The organism is Streptomyces canus (assembly GCF_030815415.1).
Lineage (GTDB): Bacteria > Actinomycetota > Actinomycetes > Streptomycetales > Streptomycetaceae > Streptomyces > Streptomyces canus_F.
This window is the reverse complement of record NZ_JAUSWW010000001.1, coordinates 6703228-6718475: the sequence shown is the minus strand read 5'-3', so window position 1 is coordinate 6718475 and position 15248 is coordinate 6703228. Positions and strand designations below refer to the sequence as shown.

Genomic DNA, 15248 nt, shown 5'->3' with positions numbered 1-15248 from the left:
AGGTGCGTAACCCCTTCTTCACGCCTGCCCGTTGACTTCCGTTACCAGCGGTACGGATGATCCGGCGCATGGCGAATCAAGAGCACCCGATACCCCAGTTCCCGGCCGGCTTCCTGTGGGGTGTCTCGACCTCGGCCCATCAGATCGAGGGCGCGGCGGAGCTGCGCGAGCCCTCGGTGTGGGACGCCTTCACGGCCGAGCCGGGACGGGTGAAGGACGGCTCGACGGCGGCGGTGGCCGTCGACCACTACCACCGCTACCGCGAGGACGTGGCGCTCCTGTCCGGCCTCGGCGTGGACGCGTACCGCTTCTCCATCTCCTGGCCGCGGGTGCGCGCCGAGGGCGGCCTGGACTTCTACGACCGGCTCGTCGACGAGCTGTGCGCCGCGGGCGTACGACCGGTGCCGACCCTCTTCCACTGGGACCTGCCGGTGGCCTTCCAGACTGTGTCCGACAGCGGCTCCGCCGCGGGGGGCGGCTGGCTGGAGCGGGACACCGCGGCGCGGTACGCGGAGTACGTCTCGGTCGTCGCCGAGCGGCTCGGTGACCGTGTCAAGAAGTGGATCACCATCAACGAGCCCGCCGAACACACCCTGTTCGGGCACGCGTTGGGCGCCCACGCGCCCGGCAAGCGGCTGATGTTCGACGCGCTGCCGGTCGCCCACCATCTGCTGCTGGCCCACGGACTGGGCGTCCAGGCCCTGCGCGCGGCCGGTGCCACCGACATCGGTATCGCCAACTCGCACGGGCCGACATGGCCGGCGTCCCAGGAGGCCGCCGACGTGGAGGCGGCGGACTTCTACGACGTCCTGCTGAACCGGCTGTTCGCGGACCCGGTCCTGCTGGGCGAATACCCCGCGGGGCTGGGCGAGTTGATGCCGGGTGACGTGGCGGCCGACCTGAAGGTCATCGGGGAGCCGCTGGACTTCTACGGCGTCAACTTCTACGCGCCGACCAGGGTGGGCGCCCCGCAGGGTGCGGACATCGAGTTCGGTGGCCTGACGATCCCGGCGGAACTCCCCTTCTCCGTGCGGGAGATCGAGGACGTCCCGGTGACCGACTTCGGCTGGCCGGTGGTGCCCGAGGCGCTGACGGAACTCCTCACCGGCTTCCGTGAGCGCTACGGCGACCGCCTCCCGCCCGTCGTCATCACCGAGAACGGCTGCTCGTACGAGGGGATCCACGACCGGGCCAGGATCGACTACCTGGACGGTCATCTCCGCGCACTGCACCGGGCGGTCGAGGCTGGTGTGGACGTACGCGGCTACTTCGTGTGGTCGTTGATGGACAACTTCGAGTGGGCCGAGGGTTACGCCCAGCAGTTCGGGCTCGTGCACGTGAACCTCGACACCCAGGAGCGGACGCCCAAGGACTCGTACGGCTGGTACCAGGAGCTGCTCCGGGCCCAGAGGTGACCACGGCCCTCACCGAGCCGGCCGACCGGGTCGGCCGGGGCTGGATGACGGCGCTCTCGCTGGCCAACGTGGCGATCTGGGTGGGCTGGTACGGCCCGCTCCAGATCCTGCTGGCCCGGCAGGCGGAGGACTTCGCGCCCGGCGCCGGGATGTCGAAGGAGTCGCTGCTGGCGTGGGTGACCGGTGTGGGCGCGGTGGTGTCACTGACCGCCAACCCGTTCTTCGGCGCAATGTCGGACCGCACCACGAGCCACCGGGGCCGCCGTACGTGGGGGTCCCCCCGCTCGAGCGAAGTCGAGAGTGGGGGAGGATCGTGGCCGTGCGGCGGGCCGCGCGCTGTCGCTGCTGCTGCTCGCGGGGGCGGGCGGGCTGTGGCTGATGATGCTCGGCTGGTGCCTGGTCCAGCTGACCCTCAACGCGGCCTTCGCGGCGGTGACCGCGGCGGTGCCGGACCGGGTGCCCCGGTTGCAGCGGGGTGCGGTGGGCGGCTGGCTGGGGGCGGCGCAGATTCTCGGGGCGGTCGCCGGTACGGGGCTGGCGACGGCGGCCGGCGGGACCGCCGCGGGGTACGCGGCCTGTGCGGCCTTCACGCTGGCGGGCGTACTGCCGTACGTGCTCCGGTACGAGGATCTGCGGCTGCCGGTGGCGGACCGCCCGGCGTGGTCCGCGAAGACCTTCTTCCGCGGGTTCTGGCTGAGTCCGCGCCGCTACCCGGACTTCGGCTGGGCCTGGCTGACCCGCTTCCTGATCAACCTCAGCAACGCGCTGGTCATCCTCTACCTCCTCTACTACCTGCGCGACCGCCTCCACCACGACGACCCCGAGCGGGGCGTGCTGATCCTGACCGCGGTGAACAGCGTGAGGCTGCTGGCCACGGTCGTGGTGGGCGGCGTCCGGTCGGACCGGTCGGGCCGCCGCAAGCCGTATGTGCGGTGGTCCGGGGTGCTGATGGCGGCGGCCACGGCCCTGCTGTCCGTGTGGCAGACCTGGCCGAGCGCGATCGTCGTGGCGGCGTTGCTGGGCGTGGGCCTCGGGGTGTTCATGTCGGTCGACTTCGCGCTGATGACGGACGTGCTCCCGAAGGCGGGGGACCGCGGCAAGGACCTCGGCGTCATCAACGTGGCCAACTCCCTGCCCCAGGTCGCCGCCCCCGCCCTCGCCGCACCGATCGTGACGTACCTGGGCGGATACCGGGTGCTGTATCTGGTGGCCGCGCTGGTCGGGCTGGCGGGGGCGGTGCTGGTGGGGCGGATCAAAGGGGTGGACCAGGAGTGGACCGGCGCTGAACCAGGGCCGGTCAGAGGGCGCCGGCGTCCCGGGCCGACCAGACGCTGGGGTACAGCGGGCGGAAGCCGAGCTCCCGGCGGATGCGCTCGGTGGAGGTGATCCCGAGCCACGGGTCGGGATCCGTGCGGTCGTGGAGTTCGGCGGGGACCTCGACGCCGTTGAGCTCGTGCAGTTCGAGTGCCGTGACGGGGGCGTCGTCGGAGATGTTGTAGATCCGGCCGGCGACCCCCGGCGCGTACAGGAGACGCAGCAGCCCCTGGGCGACATCCGCGTGATGGACCATCTGCAACCGCTGGGCCGACGCCCAGTTCCGGGCCCACATCAGGGACTGGGCCAGGTGCGGATCGCCCTCGCCGTAGACGAAGACGAGCCGGCCGACCCGCACGTCCAGTCCTTCCAGGGCGAGCAGTTCCCGTTCGGCCGCCGCCTTCGACTCGGTGTAGGCGCCCCACATCTCGCCACCGGGCCGGATCTCGTCCTCCTCGGTCAGCGGACGGCCGCGTCCGAGTCCGTACACGAGCCCGGTGCTGACCTGCACGAAGCGCTGTACGCCGGCGGCGAGCGCGGCACGGCCCAGTGCGACGGCGACGTCCCGGTTGACGGCCCAGGCCTCGTCGTCCGGGACCCCGCGGAAGGAGGCCGCGATATTGACGACCGCGTCCACCCCGGCGACCGCCTTGCCGAGCACCCCGTCGTCCCGCAGGTCCCCGACCACGACCTCGGCGCCCGACCCCGCGAACGGCTCCGCCCGTTCCGCGTCCCTCACCAGCACCCGCACCCTCCCCGGCCGGGCCTGCGCCAGCAGCCTGGGCACGAACCGCCGGCCGACCTGTCCTGTCGTCCCCGTCACCAACGTCAGCATGTCCTGCTCCTCTCGTCCCGACCCAGCCTCGGGCGGTGCCACGGGAAGCGGGAGAGACCTGCCGATCGGGGGATCGGCAGACCCTGGATAAGCCGGACGGACTGCCGCAGCCTGGAGAGGTGAACCGATCCGAGCTCGCCGACTTCCTGCGCCGTGGCCGCGCCCGCCTGGAACCCTCCGACGTGGGCCTGCCCCCCGGGGCCCGCCGCCGCACACCAGGGCTGCGCCGGGAGGAAGTGGCGTCACTGGCGGGCATGTCGGTGGATTACTACACACGCCTGGAACAGGCCCGGGGCCCGCGTCCGTCCCGCCAGATGCTGACCGCGCTGGCCCGCGCGCTGCGCCTGACGGACGACGAACGAGACCACCTGTTCCATCTGACGGGCGAGGAGCCGCCGCGTCGCGGAGGCACGTCGGCGCATGTACGCCCGGGTCTGCTGCTGGTTCTGGACCGTCTGCACGACACCCCGGCGCAGGTCGTGAGCGACACCGGCGAGGTGCTGGCGCAGAACGCGATGGCGAGGGCTCTGGGCGGGGACGTGTGCGCCCGCCCGCCCCGGGAGCGCAACCTGCTGCGCCGCTTCTTCCTGGACCCGGCGGCACGGGAGCTGTTCCCCGCGGAGGACGTGCCCGACCACGCCCGCGCCCACGTGGCGAACCTGCGAGCGGTGGCGGCAGCCCGCCCCGACGACCCGGAACCGGCGCGGCTGGTGGCCGAACTCCGCTCATCCAGCGAGGAGTTCGCCCGCCTGTGGGACACCCACGAGGTCGCGGTACGCCGCCAGACGACGAAACGCTTCCTGCACCCCTCGGTGGGCCTCCTGGAACTGGACTGCGAGATCCTCCTCGACCAGGACCACCACCTGCTCGTCATCCACACAGCCCGCCCCGGCACGGAGTCCCACGAGCGGTTGCAGCTGCTGCGGGTGGTGGGCTTGCAGGACCTGTCCCCTCGGGGAGTAACCCCTTAGAACCCCAGCTTCCGCAGCTGCCGGGGATCCCGTTGCCAGTCCTTCGCCACCTTCACGTGGAGGTCGAGGAAGACCGGCGTCCCCAGCAGCGCTTCGATCTGCTTGCGGGACTTGATGCCGACCTCCTTCAGGCGCTTGCCCTTGGGGCCGATGATGATGCCCTTCTGGCTGGGGCGCTCGATGTAGACGAAGGCGTGGATGTCGAGGAGGGGCTTGTCGGCGGGGCGGTCCTCGCGGGGCAGCATCTCCTCCACCACGACCGCGATGGAGTGCGGAAGCTCGTCGCGGACACCCTCGAGCGCCGCCTCGCGGATCAACTCCGCGATCATGACCTGCTCGGGCTCGTCCGTGAGGTCACCCTCGGGGTAGAGCGCCGGCCCCTCCGGCAGCAGCGGCACGATCAGGTCGGCCAGCAGATCCACCTGCTGGTCCGCCACCGCCGAGACGGGAACGATCTCGGCCCACTCGAAGCCGAGCTCCTTGCCGAGCTGGTCGATGGCGATCAGCTGCTCGGCCAGCGTCTTGGAGTCCACCAGGTCCGTCTTGGTGACGATCGCGATCTTCGGCGTCTTCTTGATCGACGCCAGCTCCTTCGCGATGAAGCGGTCACCGGGACCGAGCTTCTCGTTCGCGGGAAGGCAGAACCCGATCACGTCGACCTCGGCCCACGTCGTCCGCACGATGTCGTTCAAGCGCTGGCCCAGCAGCGTGCGCGGCTTGTGCAGCCCAGGCGTGTCCACCAGGATCAGCTGCGCGTCCGGGCGGTGCACGATCCCCCGGACGGTGTGCCGCGTGGTCTGCGGCTGGTCCGCGGTGATCGCCACCTTCTGGCCGACCAGAGCGTTCGTGAGGGTGGACTTGCCCGCGTTGGGACGGCCCACGAAGCAGGCGAAGCCCGCACGGTGGCCGGACTCGGCGGACTGCTCGGATGACTGACTGCGAACGCTCATGGCGCCCATTCTCCCTGATCCCCGGAGCCCCGCCGTACAACCGGCCGCACCCGTCCCCGACGGTGAGGTCCCGGTAACCCGTACGCAACGAAACGTGACGGAAACACGCCGGTACACATCCGGTAACGCACGCCGGTGACCCTCTGACGAGCCCCCACCTCGATGGAGACCCCGTGACTCTCGCCGCCCCCCTTGCCGCCGGGCGTATCGACACCGGCGACACCGCCTGGCTGCTCGCCGCCACCGCCCTCGTCCTGCTGATGACCCCGGGCCTCGCCCTGTTCTACGGCGGCATGGTCCGCACGAAGAGCGTCCTCAACATGCTGATGATGAGCTTCGTGTCGATCGCCCTGGTGACCGTCGTATGGCTGGCCGCGGGCTACTCCCTCGTCTTCGGTGACGACATCGGCGGCGGACTCGTCGGCGGCCTCGACCACGCCGGCATGGCCGGCCTCGGCCCCGACAGCGTCCAGGGCACCGTCCCCACCCTCCTCTTCGCCACCTTCCAGCTGACCTTCGCGATCATCACGGCCGCGCTGATCAGCGGCGCGATCGCGGACCGTGCGAAGTTCGGCGCGTGGCTGGTCTTCGTCCCGGTGTGGACGCTGCTCGTATACGTTCCCGTCGCCCACTGGGTCTGGGGCCCTGGCGGCTGGATCCTGGACAGGCTCGGCGCCCTCGACTTCGCGGGCGGTCTCCCCGTCGAGATCACCTCGGGTGCCTCCGGTCTGGCGCTGTGCCTGGTCCTGGGCCCGCGTCTCGGCTTCAAGAAGGACGCGATGCCGGCTCGGCACTGGGCGCCAACGGACTGGCCGCGGCCGCCTTCCTCAACACCCTCGCGGCGGGCTGCACGGGCCTGCTGGGCTGGCTGTTCGTGGAGCAGAAGCGCGACGGGCACCCCACCACCCTGGGCTCGGCCTCCGGCGCGGTCGCCGGTCTCGTCGCGATCACCCCGTCCTGCGGCTCGGTCTCCCTGCTCGGCGCGCTGGTCATCGGCCTGGCGGCCGGTGTCGTCTGCTCGTACGCCGTGGGCTGGAAGTTCAGGCTGAACTACGACGACTCCCTCGACGTCGTCGGCGTCCACCTGGTCGGCGGCGTCATCGGCACCCTTCTCATCGGCGTCTTCGCCGTCGAGTCGATGACCGGCGGCACCGAGGGCCTCCTCTACGGCGGCGGCCTCGCCCAGCTCGGCAAACAGCTGGTGGCCGTGGTCGCCGTGGGGACGTACGCCTTCGTGGTGACGTACGGCATCGCCAGGCTGATCGACAGGACGCTGGGCCTGCGGGCGGGCGAGGAGCAGGAGCACACCGGTCTCGACCTTACGGTGCACGCCGAGACGGCATACGATCACGGCGTCCTGGGCCACGGTGCCCCGGTCAGCGCCTCCGTCGTTCCCTCCGCTCAGAAGGTCAAGCCCCAGGCATGAAGCTCATCACCGCGATCGTCAAGCCGTACCGCCTCGACGAGGTCAAGACGGCGCTCCAGGAGCTCGGCGTGCACGGGCTGACCGTGACCGAGGCCAGTGGCTACGGCCGTCAGCGCGGCCACACCGAGGTGTACCGCGGCGCCGAGTACCAGGTCGACCTGGTACCCAAGGTCCGTATCGAGGTCGTCGTCGACAACGCCGACTCCGAGGCCGTGATCGACGCGATCGTGAAGGCCGCGCGCACCGGCAAGATCGGCGACGGCAAGGTGTGGGCCCTGCCGGTCGAGACCGTCGTACGGGTGCGGACGGGCGAGCGCGGTCCGGACGCGCTCTGAGCCGGTGCGTCACGAGGGCGAGCGGTACGCGTTCGCCCTCATCACCGTCGCGGAGCTCGTGACGACACGGCGGCCGGCTCCCGCCGAACCGCCCGCGGCTCCCCCGCGGCGGGACCGCCCGCGCCGCGCCGTGGGCGCCGGGACCCGGCCCGTGCCCGTCGCGCCCTGATCAGCAGGACGACGCCCACGGCCACGACCACCAGCAGCACCACCGCCACCAGCCACGGCAGCGCGAAGAAGGAGGCACCCGCCGACTCGCGGGTGTCCTCAGCGCTCGCCGTCAGTGTCACCTCACCCCAGTCCAGCTGCGGCGCGCCCTTCCACGGCTCGCTCAGCCGTACCCGCTGGCCGGGCAGCAGCTCGGAGGGGATCCTCGTCAGGTCGCGGGCGAGCAGCGTACGGCCGAAGAGGCCCGTCGCCCGCAGCTCCACCTTCGGGTTCAGGGTGAGATTGCCGGTGTTGTGGAGGGTGTACGAGACCGTCGCCGCGCTGTCGCCGAAGCCGGGCACGAGCGGCTGGTGGTGGGCGACGCGGACGTCCTCGACGGAGATCGCGGGCAGGGTGGGCCCGCCGACCCGGAGGTAGAGGCGGGCGGCGACGGCCCGCTGCACCCCGAGCGCGACGGAACCGTCCCCGCGGTCGACGCGCTCGTCGAGTGCCACGATCGCGCCGGGGTGGTCACCGGGTTCGGCGCCGTCGGGCACCTTCAGCGTGAAGGGGACGGTGACCTTGCCGTGCCCGGGGACCTTGATCCGGGACTTCGCGGGCTTCGCCCACACACCGACGCCGCGCATCTTCTCTTTCACGGTGCGTACGGCGAATCCGCCGTCGCGCGCGGTGTTGTAGGCGTCGGCGGAGTACAGCCGGAACGTCATGGGCTCGGCCGTCTTGTTGACGACGACCACCTTGTCCTCGATGGTCTGCCCGGGATCGGCGAAGAGGTAGAAGTACGGCCGCTCGGCCACCGACCCGGACACGGGGTAGACGGACCAGCTCCCGTTGTCGGCGGCGTGCGAGGGCGTGGCGAGGGCGGTGAGCAGCAGGCTCAGGAGCAGGACGTACAGCTTGCGCATGGGTGCGGACCCCCACGGGACGAGGTGGACGGGCGGGTGCGGACGCCCGTACGGTCAGCTGAGCGTGAGGGTGAGAACGCCGGAGTACGAGCCCGGAGGCGTGAACGCCGGTACGTTCAGGGAGAGTTCGGCGTTGGCGGTGAACTCGCCGCCGGTCGTCGTGTCGGCGGGCGCCGACGCGAGGGTCGCCCCGGACGAGCCGACCTTGCCCGCCGAACCGGCCTGGCAGGTGCTGGGGCTGCCCGCCTTGGTGTCGCAGGCGGGGGTCCAGTTCAGCTGGTCGGCACCGATGGTGACACCGGGTCCGGTGAAGTCGGTGACCTTGCCGGTCAGGGACCAGCCCGCGGTACCGCCGCGGAAGTCCTTGACGGTCACGGCGTTGAGGTCACCGGTGGAGGCGCCGCCCGCGCCGTACTCGACCGCCGACAGTGAGACGGTGTCCCCGGCCTGGGTCATGGACAGGACTCCGCCGCGCACCGTGGTGGTGAGTTTCTGGGCGTTGTCCGGGACGGGTGTGTCGTCGATGACGGTGTAGGCGACCGGTCCGGCCCCCAGTGCGGAGTCCCAGCTGCTCCCTTCGTAGGCCACGATGCCGGTCGTGGTCTTGTCGTTGACGACCAGCGAGCCGCTGATGGCACCGCTCGCGTCCGCCGTCACGGTCGCCGTGTCCCCGGTCTGGCTGGAACCGGCGCGTCCGGCGAGGGTGACGGTGGCGCCCGGGGTGAAGTGGCTGCCGGTGACGGTGACACCGGCGCCGGGGTTACCGGAGTTCGAACCCAGCGCGATGGCACGGGTGTTGGGCCCGGGGGCATCGCTCGCCGTGAGGGTCACGGAGCCCGGGGCGGGCGGGGTGATGACGGTGCAGGGGGTGTCCAGCTCCAGCAGATAGCTGGTGTGGATGTTGTAGTCGCCGGGCGAGAGCGTGATGGCGCCCGTGGCGGTGACCGTGAAGCTGCCGGTCATGCTGAACGACGGGAACGCGGCGTTGCCCGGTACCGGATTGTTCTTCTTGGGTCCGGCGACCGTGACGTTCCCGCTCTGCGCCCCGCTCAGGACGGCCTTGCCGGACGGCGTCATGATGTCGGCCGGCAGGTCGATGGCGGTGGGGTTGCTCGCGGCCGGCTTGACCACCGTGTACGTCACGTCGACGGTGTCGCCGACGTAGGGGGTGGTGTCGCTGACCGTGATGATCGCGGTGGTGGTGCCCTCGATCGGCGGGAGTCCCGAGATGGCGGGCGGGACGCAGCGGGTGGCGAAGTCGACGTTGTCGGCGGCCTGGGCCGGACCGGCCAGCGCGCCGCCCGTGGTGACCGCGAGGGCGGTGGCGCCGAGCAGCGCGGCGAGACGGCGTCTTCGACTTCTGGGTCTGGGCGCTTGGGATCTCATGTCTGGTTGCCCCCTCTGAGGGATGCGGGCGCGGCGGCTCTTCTGCGCCGACAGGGGGCATTGATGTGTGGATTGCGTGAGAAGTCAATGGATACGAGCCGGTGAACTGATGGAGCGTCAGTTCACCGTGTCGCGAGGTGAACTGACGCTCCAGACAAGCAGGTTGGGCCGGTTCGGTTGCAGATTCTCAGTCGAACACGAACGGTCCGGGCGACTGGGGCCCGGTCGCCGTGCAGGTGACGGTGATCCCGAGGACGACGATCTGCAGCGAGCCGCCGTACGCCTCCAGGCTGTCGCCCGAGGCCACGGTGCCATTGAGCGGACCGACGGTGACGGCGTCACCGGCGGCGAGCGCGGGGTTCTCCGTGCCGCTGAAGGTGGCGGTGCCGCCACTCGCGTTCACCAGGGTGAGGGTGGAGGTGATGGAGTCCTCGGCCAGCGCGATCGGCGCGGTGATCGCGGAGGTGACGGTGATGGTTGCGGACGTACCGTCCTGGGTGGCGGTGAGCGTTGCCTCGCCACTGCCGAAGGTTCCGCAGTCGGCGGTGATCGTGGCCGTGTCCGGGGTCACGGCCACGGCGGTGGGCGCGAACGCCAGCCCGGTGACCGCGAGGGCCCCGACGGCCAGTGCCGCACCCGTACCGAATCGTTTGCCTCTCATGGGGTTCCGACTCCCTTCCCATACAGGGAAATTGCCATGTGGGGATGGATTGGGAGAACACCCGAACGGCCCGCCTGCGGCGCGTGGTGCGGAACGCTCCGCGTGGGGGGTGGCGGGATCCAGATCTGACGGACCGTCGGAACTACAGATTCCATTGATGCGCGAGAGACTGAAAACGGCAAGGTTCAATTCCAGCCGACACCGCGACCTCTCAGCCCGGCGGGTCTTTCAGCCTGGGTAGGGGCGGCGGGGGCGAAAACCCTCTGGGCCTCAGCCCGCCGACACAGTCAGCCGCACAACCCCGTCCACCCCAGCCACCAGCACCGGCGTGCCCGCCCCACCCAGATCCCGCACCGCGGCCAGATCCTCCGCAGGCACCGACTCCGCATCCGTCACCACCGCCGCCGCCTCCAACGACTTCGCCCCGGACGCCACAGCCATCGCCACCGCGGTCCGCAACGCACTCAACCGCAACGAGTCGAGCCCCACCGTCCCCGCCACATACGTGCGCCCCGTCTCGTCCCGCACAGCCGCCCCCTCGGGCACACCGTTACGCGCCCGCGCGGAACGGGCCAGGGTGACGATCTTGCGGTCCTCGGGGTCAAGCGCGCTGCTGTCAGTCATGGAGCGAGCATAAACATCACGGATCAGCCCCGGTCCAGGCGGAGCCGCTCCGCACGCGGCAGCCCGGCCACCACCAGGTCGTACGAGTCCTCGATGAGCTCCCGCACCAGCCGGTCCGGCAGCTCCCCGTCGACCCGCACCGTGTTCCAGTGCCGCTTGTTCATGTGGTACCCGGGCGCGATCAACCCCTCGTACTCGCCACGGAGCCGGATCGCGTCCTCCGGATCGCACTTGAGGTTGACCTTCAGAGGGCTGGCGTCGATCCAGCTCAGCGCGAACATCTTGCCCAGCACCTTGAAGACCGAGATCTCCGGCGCGAAGGGGAAGTCCTCCTCGGTCGCGTTGAAGGACAGACAGAAGGTACGCAGCTCCTGTGGGGTCACTCCGGCTCGTCCTCCTCCTTCGGCGGCTCCACCGGCTCCACCAGCACGGTCACGATCTTGTTCCGCCGCCCGGCCGCCGCTTCCGCCGTCAATCGCAGCGCCCGCCCGTCCGGCAGCTCCACCACGGAGGACGCCCCGGCGATCGGCACCCGTCCGAGCGCCTTCGCCAGCAGCCCGCCGACGGTCTCCACGTCCTCGTCGTCGTACTCGTCGAGGTCGTACAGCTCCCCTAGATCGGTGATGTCGAGGCGCGCGGTGACCCGGTAGCGGTCCTCGCCCAGCTCCTCCACCGGCGGGAGTTCACGGTCGTACTCGTCGGTGATCTCGCCGACGATCTCCTCGAGGATGTCCTCGATCGTGACGATGCCGGCCGTGCCGCCGTACTCGTCGATGACGACGGCGACGTGGTTGCGGTCCCGCTGCATCTCACGGAGCAGGTCACCGGCGTTCTTGGTGTCGGGCACAAAGGCGGCGGGCCGCATGGCGGTCGACACCAGCTCGCTCTCCGCGTCCCGGCTGATGTGCGTCTTGCGGGCCAGGTCCTTCAGATACACGATCCCGACGATGTCGTCCTCGCTCTCACCGCTGACCGGTATCCGCGAGAAACCGGACCGCAGCGCGAGGGTGAGTGCCTGACGGATCGTCTTGTACCGCTCGATCACCACGAGATCGGTCCGCGGCACCATCACCTCCCGCACGAGCGTGTCGCCGAGCTCGAAGACCGAGTGCACCATCCGGCGCTCGTCATCCTCGATCAGCGACTCCGCCTCCGCGAGGTCGACCAGCGCACGCAGCTCCGCCTCGGAGGCGAAGGGACCGCGCCGGAAGCCCTTGCCGGGGGTGAGCGCGTTGCCGATGAGGATCAGCAGGCTCGGGATCGGGCCCATGACCCGGGCGAGCGGCAGCAGGACGTACGCCGCCGCCGTGGACGTGTTCAGCGGGTGCTGCCGGCCGATGGTGCGCGGGGAGACACCGACGGCGACGTACGACACCAGGACCATGACGCCGATGGCGACCAGCAGGGCCTCGGTCGTGCCGCCGAACTCCTGGAGGCAGGCGTACGTGACCAGGGCGGCCGCCGCCATCTCGCAAGCGACCCGGACCAGCAGCGCCACGTTCAGATAGCGGGTCGGGTCCGCGGCGACCTGGGCGAGCTTGGCGCTGCCGCGGCGGCCGGAGCGTACGGCCTCCTCGGCACGGAAGCTGGACATGCGCGCGATGCCCGCCTCCGCACAGGCGGCGAGCCACGCGACGACGACCAGGGCGATCGCACCGGAGACGAGGGGAAGGCTCATGACACGGTCGGGGCCGGGGACGGGCCGGTGTGGCCCTTCTCCGCGCGCCAGCCGTCCACGATGGCGGCCTGAAGACCGAACATCTCGGCCTTCTCGTCCGGCTCCTCGTGGTCGTAGCCGAGCAGGTGCAGCACCCCGTGGACGGTGAGGAGCTGGAGCTCCTCGTCCATGGAGTGCTGCGTCTCGGCTTCCTCGCCCTGCTTCTTGGCGACCTCGGGGCACAGCACGATGTCGCCGAGGAGGCCCTGCGGGGGCTCGTCGTCGTCCTTCGACGGCGGACGGAGCTCGTCCATCGGGAAGGACATGACGTCCGTCGGCCCCGGCAGGTCCATCCACTGGATGTGCAACTGCTCCATGGCGTCGGCGTCCACGACGATCACCGAGAGCTCGGAGAGCGGGTGGATGCGCATCCGCGCGAGTGCGTAGCGGGCGATGTCGAGGATCGCCTGCTCGTCGACCTCGGTTCCGGACTCGTTGTTGACGTCGATCGACATGGTGCTGGGTCGTCTACTTCCGCTTGTTACGGCCGCCCTTGTGGGTGCCGTTCTCCGTACCGTTCTGGCTGTCGTACTTCTCGTACGCGTCGACGATACGGCCGACCAGCTTGTGCCGTACGACGTCCTGGGACGACAGGCGGGAGAAGTGGACGTCGTCGAGGCCCTCCAGGATGTCCTGGACCTGACGCAGACCCGACTTGGTGCCGTTGGGCAGGTCGACCTGGGTCACGTCACCCGTGATCACGATCTTCGACTCGAAGCCGAGACGGGTGAGGAACATCTTCATCTGCTCGGGTGAGGTGTTCTGGGCCTCGTCCAGGATGATGAAGGCGTCGTTGAGCGTACGGCCGCGCATGTAGGCCAGCGGCGCGACCTCGATGGTCCCCGCGGCCATGAGCCTCGGGATCGAGTCCGGGTCCAGCATGTCGTGCAGCGCGTCGTACAGCGGGCGCAGGTAGGGGTCGATCTTCTCGTAGAGCGTGCCGGGGAGGAAGCCGAGCCGCTCGCCCGCCTCGACCGCGGGCCGGGTCAGGATGATGCGGTTGACCTGCTTGGACTGCAGGGCCTGCACCGCCTTGGCCATGGCGAGGTAGGTCTTGCCGGTGCCGGCGGGGCCGATACCGAAGACGATCGTGTGCTTGTCGATCGCGTCGACGTACCGCTTCTGGTTCAGGGTCTTGGGGCGGATCGTCCGGCCGCGCGAGGAGAGGATGTTCTGGGTGAGGACCTCGGCCGGGGTCTCCGGGCCGTCTCCCTCGCCGTTCTCACTCGCTCTGAGCATCGCGATAGAGCGTTCCACTGCGTCCTCCGTCATCGGCTGTCCGGTGCGGAGCACCAGCATCATCTCGTCGAACAAGCGCTGGATGAGGGCGACTTCGGCGGGGGCGCCGACCGCGCTGACCTCATTGCCCCGGACATGGATGTCGGCCGCCGGGAATGCCTTCTCGATCACGCGCAGGAGGGAGTCGCCGGACCCCAGCACGGTCACCATGGGGTGCTGGGCGGGGACGGTGAACTCTGCTCTCGCCTGCCCCTGCGCGGGTGTGTGAGCTGTGGGTGTCTGAGTCATGGGCCGGCTCTGTAGGCCTTGCTCGTCCTCCTCGAAAAGACTCGCCCGCCACATGGGCGGCCTGGCGATTTCAAGGGTACGCCGCTGGACTGACAACCCCGTAGGCCTTTTCGGGCGACGGACCGCCTCGGCGGCACCGACGGATGAGGGCGCCCTGCGTGAAACGGTGAGCCCTGCATGCTCCCCCCGCACGCATGGGCAGAATCCGCCCCGTCCGTGCCACGCATGTTCGGGGCGGCTCCGTTCGTCGCCGTAAGTCCGGGGAAAGCAGGTCGGCCGTGCTGTTGCTTCTGCCCACGTCCGTGTCCGAGGCACAGCGGTGTCTGTCCGAGGGAGCGATACCCGTCGGCGGTGCCACGCTCCAGTGGGCCCTCTGGCAACGGGACGGCTTCCCGGAGCAGGCGGTGTCGCTGCGCGAGGTGCCGGAGGCCAATGTGCTCGCCGCCGAGGAGCTGGGGGCGGCGGTGCTGCTGTCCCGGGTCGACGACCGGGTCCCGGAGGTGCTGCGCCGGGCGGCCTCGCGGGTGGGTACCGGGGCGGTGCGCCGGGCCGCGACGGTCGGCGGGAACATCGTCGGCAGCACTCTGCGCTGCCTTCTCCCCGCGGCGCTCGTCCTGGACGCCCGCGCCACGGTGCTGGACGCGGAGGGCCCCTACGAGACCGACCTGAGCGAGCTCACGGCGAAGCGTCCGGTGCTGCTGAGTCTGCGCTGGCGCACCCCGCTGGCCAGCAGCCACCGCAAGCTGCCCGACGAGCCGGGCGGCGCACCGCCGCTCGTCGTCGCGGTCGCGGTGACGGCCGGGAGGGACGGGACGGACGGACACGTCCTGCGGATCGCCGTCCGGGACGGCTACGACGTGCTCTGCGAGAGCGTGGAGTACGACACGGGGAACGGCCCGGTCCTCGACGCCCTGGCGCGCACACCGATCGGCGCGCTGCCCGCCGGAGCGTGGGACGTGGTCCGCGAAGAGGTGACCGCCGTCCTCGCCCGCGCCGCCTGAAGCTGCCCGCCGC

Annotated in this window: 14 protein-coding genes and 2 pseudogenes; 6 read left to right on the top strand and 10 right to left on the bottom strand. The window is 70.6% G+C overall.

Annotation, left to right across the window (positions count from 1 at the left end):
• Positions 1–56: 56 nt before the first annotated feature.
• Complete coding sequence (locus QF037_RS31035; RefSeq protein WP_307030834.1) at positions 57–1415, top strand: GH1 family beta-glucosidase; 1359 nt, start codon at positions 57–59, stop codon at positions 1413–1415.
• A gap of 44 nt (positions 1416–1459) precedes the next feature.
• Positions 1460–2681: pseudogene (locus QF037_RS31030) on the top strand (MFS transporter); the annotation flags it as partial.
• 31 nt (positions 2682–2712) lie between these two features.
• Here the strand turns inward: QF037_RS31030 and QF037_RS31025 are convergent.
• The gene (locus tag QF037_RS31025; RefSeq protein ID WP_307030832.1) at positions 2713–3564 is read right to left on the bottom strand and encodes an NAD-dependent epimerase/dehydratase family protein; all 852 of its coding nucleotides are present in this window, start codon (positions 3562–3564) and stop codon (positions 2713–2715) included.
• Between the two features lie 119 nt (positions 3565–3683).
• On the opposite strand from QF037_RS31025, the gene QF037_RS31020 reads away from it, so the two are divergent.
• A complete protein-coding gene (locus QF037_RS31020; RefSeq protein ID WP_307030830.1) occupies positions 3684–4535 on the top strand; it encodes a helix-turn-helix transcriptional regulator in 852 nt (283 codons plus the stop codon).
• On the opposite strand, the gene era is transcribed toward QF037_RS31020, so the two are convergent.
• Entirely contained in the window at positions 4532–5494 is a 963-nt protein-coding gene (era, locus tag QF037_RS31015; RefSeq protein ID WP_307030828.1) for a GTPase Era, read from the bottom strand. The genes QF037_RS31020 and era overlap by 4 nt on opposite strands.
• A gap of 164 nt (positions 5495–5658) precedes the next feature.
• Between era and QF037_RS31010 the strand changes: the two are divergent.
• Positions 5659–6911, top strand: a pseudogene (locus QF037_RS31010) (ammonium transporter).
• Positions 6908–7246 (top strand): P-II family nitrogen regulator, encoded by a 339-nt coding sequence (locus tag QF037_RS31005; protein ID WP_307030826.1) that lies wholly within the window; start codon positions 6908–6910, stop codon positions 7244–7246. The pseudogene QF037_RS31010 and the gene QF037_RS31005 overlap by 4 nt, the downstream one beginning before the upstream one ends.
• Positions 7247–7287: 41 nt before the next feature.
• On the opposite strand, the gene QF037_RS31000 is transcribed toward QF037_RS31005, so the two are convergent.
• From QF037_RS31000 to QF037_RS30965, 8 genes are all read right to left on the bottom strand, one after another.
• Entirely contained in the window at positions 7288–8319 is a 1032-nt protein-coding gene (locus QF037_RS31000) for a WxL protein peptidoglycan domain-containing protein (RefSeq protein WP_307030824.1), read from the bottom strand.
• A gap of 54 nt (positions 8320–8373) precedes the next feature.
• A complete protein-coding gene (locus tag QF037_RS30995; RefSeq protein ID WP_307030823.1) occupies positions 8374–9705 on the bottom strand; it encodes a beta-xylosidase in 1332 nt (443 codons plus the stop codon).
• A 187-nt stretch (positions 9706–9892) separates the two neighbouring features.
• Entirely contained in the window at positions 9893–10366 is a 474-nt protein-coding gene (locus QF037_RS30990) for a hypothetical protein (RefSeq protein WP_307030821.1), read from the bottom strand.
• Between the two features lie 270 nt (positions 10367–10636).
• Complete coding sequence (locus QF037_RS30985) at positions 10637–10990, bottom strand: cytidine deaminase (protein WP_307030819.1); 354 nt, start codon at positions 10988–10990, stop codon at positions 10637–10639.
• Positions 10991–11013: 23 nt separating this feature from the next.
• Complete coding sequence (locus tag QF037_RS30980) at positions 11014–11373, bottom strand: MmcQ/YjbR family DNA-binding protein (RefSeq protein ID WP_307030817.1); 360 nt, start codon at positions 11371–11373, stop codon at positions 11014–11016.
• Complete coding sequence (locus tag QF037_RS30975; RefSeq protein WP_307030815.1) at positions 11370–12668, bottom strand: hemolysin family protein; 1299 nt, start codon at positions 12666–12668, stop codon at positions 11370–11372. Before QF037_RS30975 ends, QF037_RS30980 begins: the two co-directional genes overlap by 4 nt.
• Positions 12665–13162: an rRNA maturation RNase YbeY gene (ybeY, locus tag QF037_RS30970; RefSeq protein WP_046262733.1), complete on the bottom strand. Its 498-nt coding sequence runs from the start codon at positions 13160–13162 to the stop codon at positions 12665–12667. The genes QF037_RS30975 and ybeY overlap by 4 nt, the downstream gene beginning before the upstream one ends.
• Positions 13163–13175: 13 nt before the next feature.
• Positions 13176–14234: a PhoH family protein gene (locus tag QF037_RS30965; RefSeq protein WP_307030813.1), complete on the bottom strand. Its 1059-nt coding sequence runs from the start codon at positions 14232–14234 to the stop codon at positions 13176–13178.
• 278 nt (positions 14235–14512) lie between these two features.
• Here QF037_RS30965 and QF037_RS30960 point away from each other — a divergent pair, with 278 nt between their 5' ends.
• Positions 14513–15235, top strand: coding sequence for an FAD binding domain-containing protein (locus QF037_RS30960; protein WP_307030811.1), 723 nt, complete (start codon positions 14513–14515; stop codon positions 15233–15235).
• The last annotated feature ends 13 nt before the right edge of the window (positions 15236–15248 follow it).

Excerpts from the sequence above, each read along its gene's own strand:
- QF037_RS30975 (WP_307030815.1), bottom strand. The coding sequence starts at position 12,668 with ATGAGCCTTCCCCTCGTCTCCGGTGCGATCGCCCTGGTCGTCGTCGCG.
- QF037_RS31025 (WP_307030832.1), bottom strand. The coding sequence starts at position 3,564 with ATGCTGACGTTGGTGACGGGGACGACAGGACAGGTCGGCCGGCGGTTC.
- QF037_RS30985 (WP_307030819.1), bottom strand. The coding sequence starts at position 10,990 with ATGACTGACAGCAGCGCGCTTGACCCCGAGGACCGCAAGATCGTCACC.
- ybeY (WP_046262733.1), bottom strand. The coding sequence starts at position 13,162 with ATGTCGATCGACGTCAACAACGAGTCCGGAACCGAGGTCGACGAGCAG.
- QF037_RS30990 (WP_307030821.1), bottom strand. The coding sequence starts at position 10,366 with ATGAGAGGCAAACGATTCGGTACGGGTGCGGCACTGGCCGTCGGGGCC.
- QF037_RS30995 (WP_307030823.1), bottom strand. The coding sequence starts at position 9,705 with ATGAGATCCCAAGCGCCCAGACCCAGAAGTCGAAGACGCCGTCTCGCC.
- QF037_RS31005 (WP_307030826.1), top strand. The coding sequence starts at position 6,908 with ATGAAGCTCATCACCGCGATCGTCAAGCCGTACCGCCTCGACGAGGTC.
- era (WP_307030828.1), bottom strand. The coding sequence starts at position 5,494 with ATGGGCGCCATGAGCGTTCGCAGTCAGTCATCCGAGCAGTCCGCCGAG.
- QF037_RS30965 (WP_307030813.1), bottom strand. The coding sequence starts at position 14,234 with ATGACTCAGACACCCACAGCTCACACACCCGCGCAGGGGCAGGCGAGA.
- QF037_RS31000 (WP_307030824.1), bottom strand. The coding sequence starts at position 8,319 with ATGCGCAAGCTGTACGTCCTGCTCCTGAGCCTGCTGCTCACCGCCCTC.
- QF037_RS31035 (WP_307030834.1), top strand. The coding sequence starts at position 57 with ATGATCCGGCGCATGGCGAATCAAGAGCACCCGATACCCCAGTTCCCG.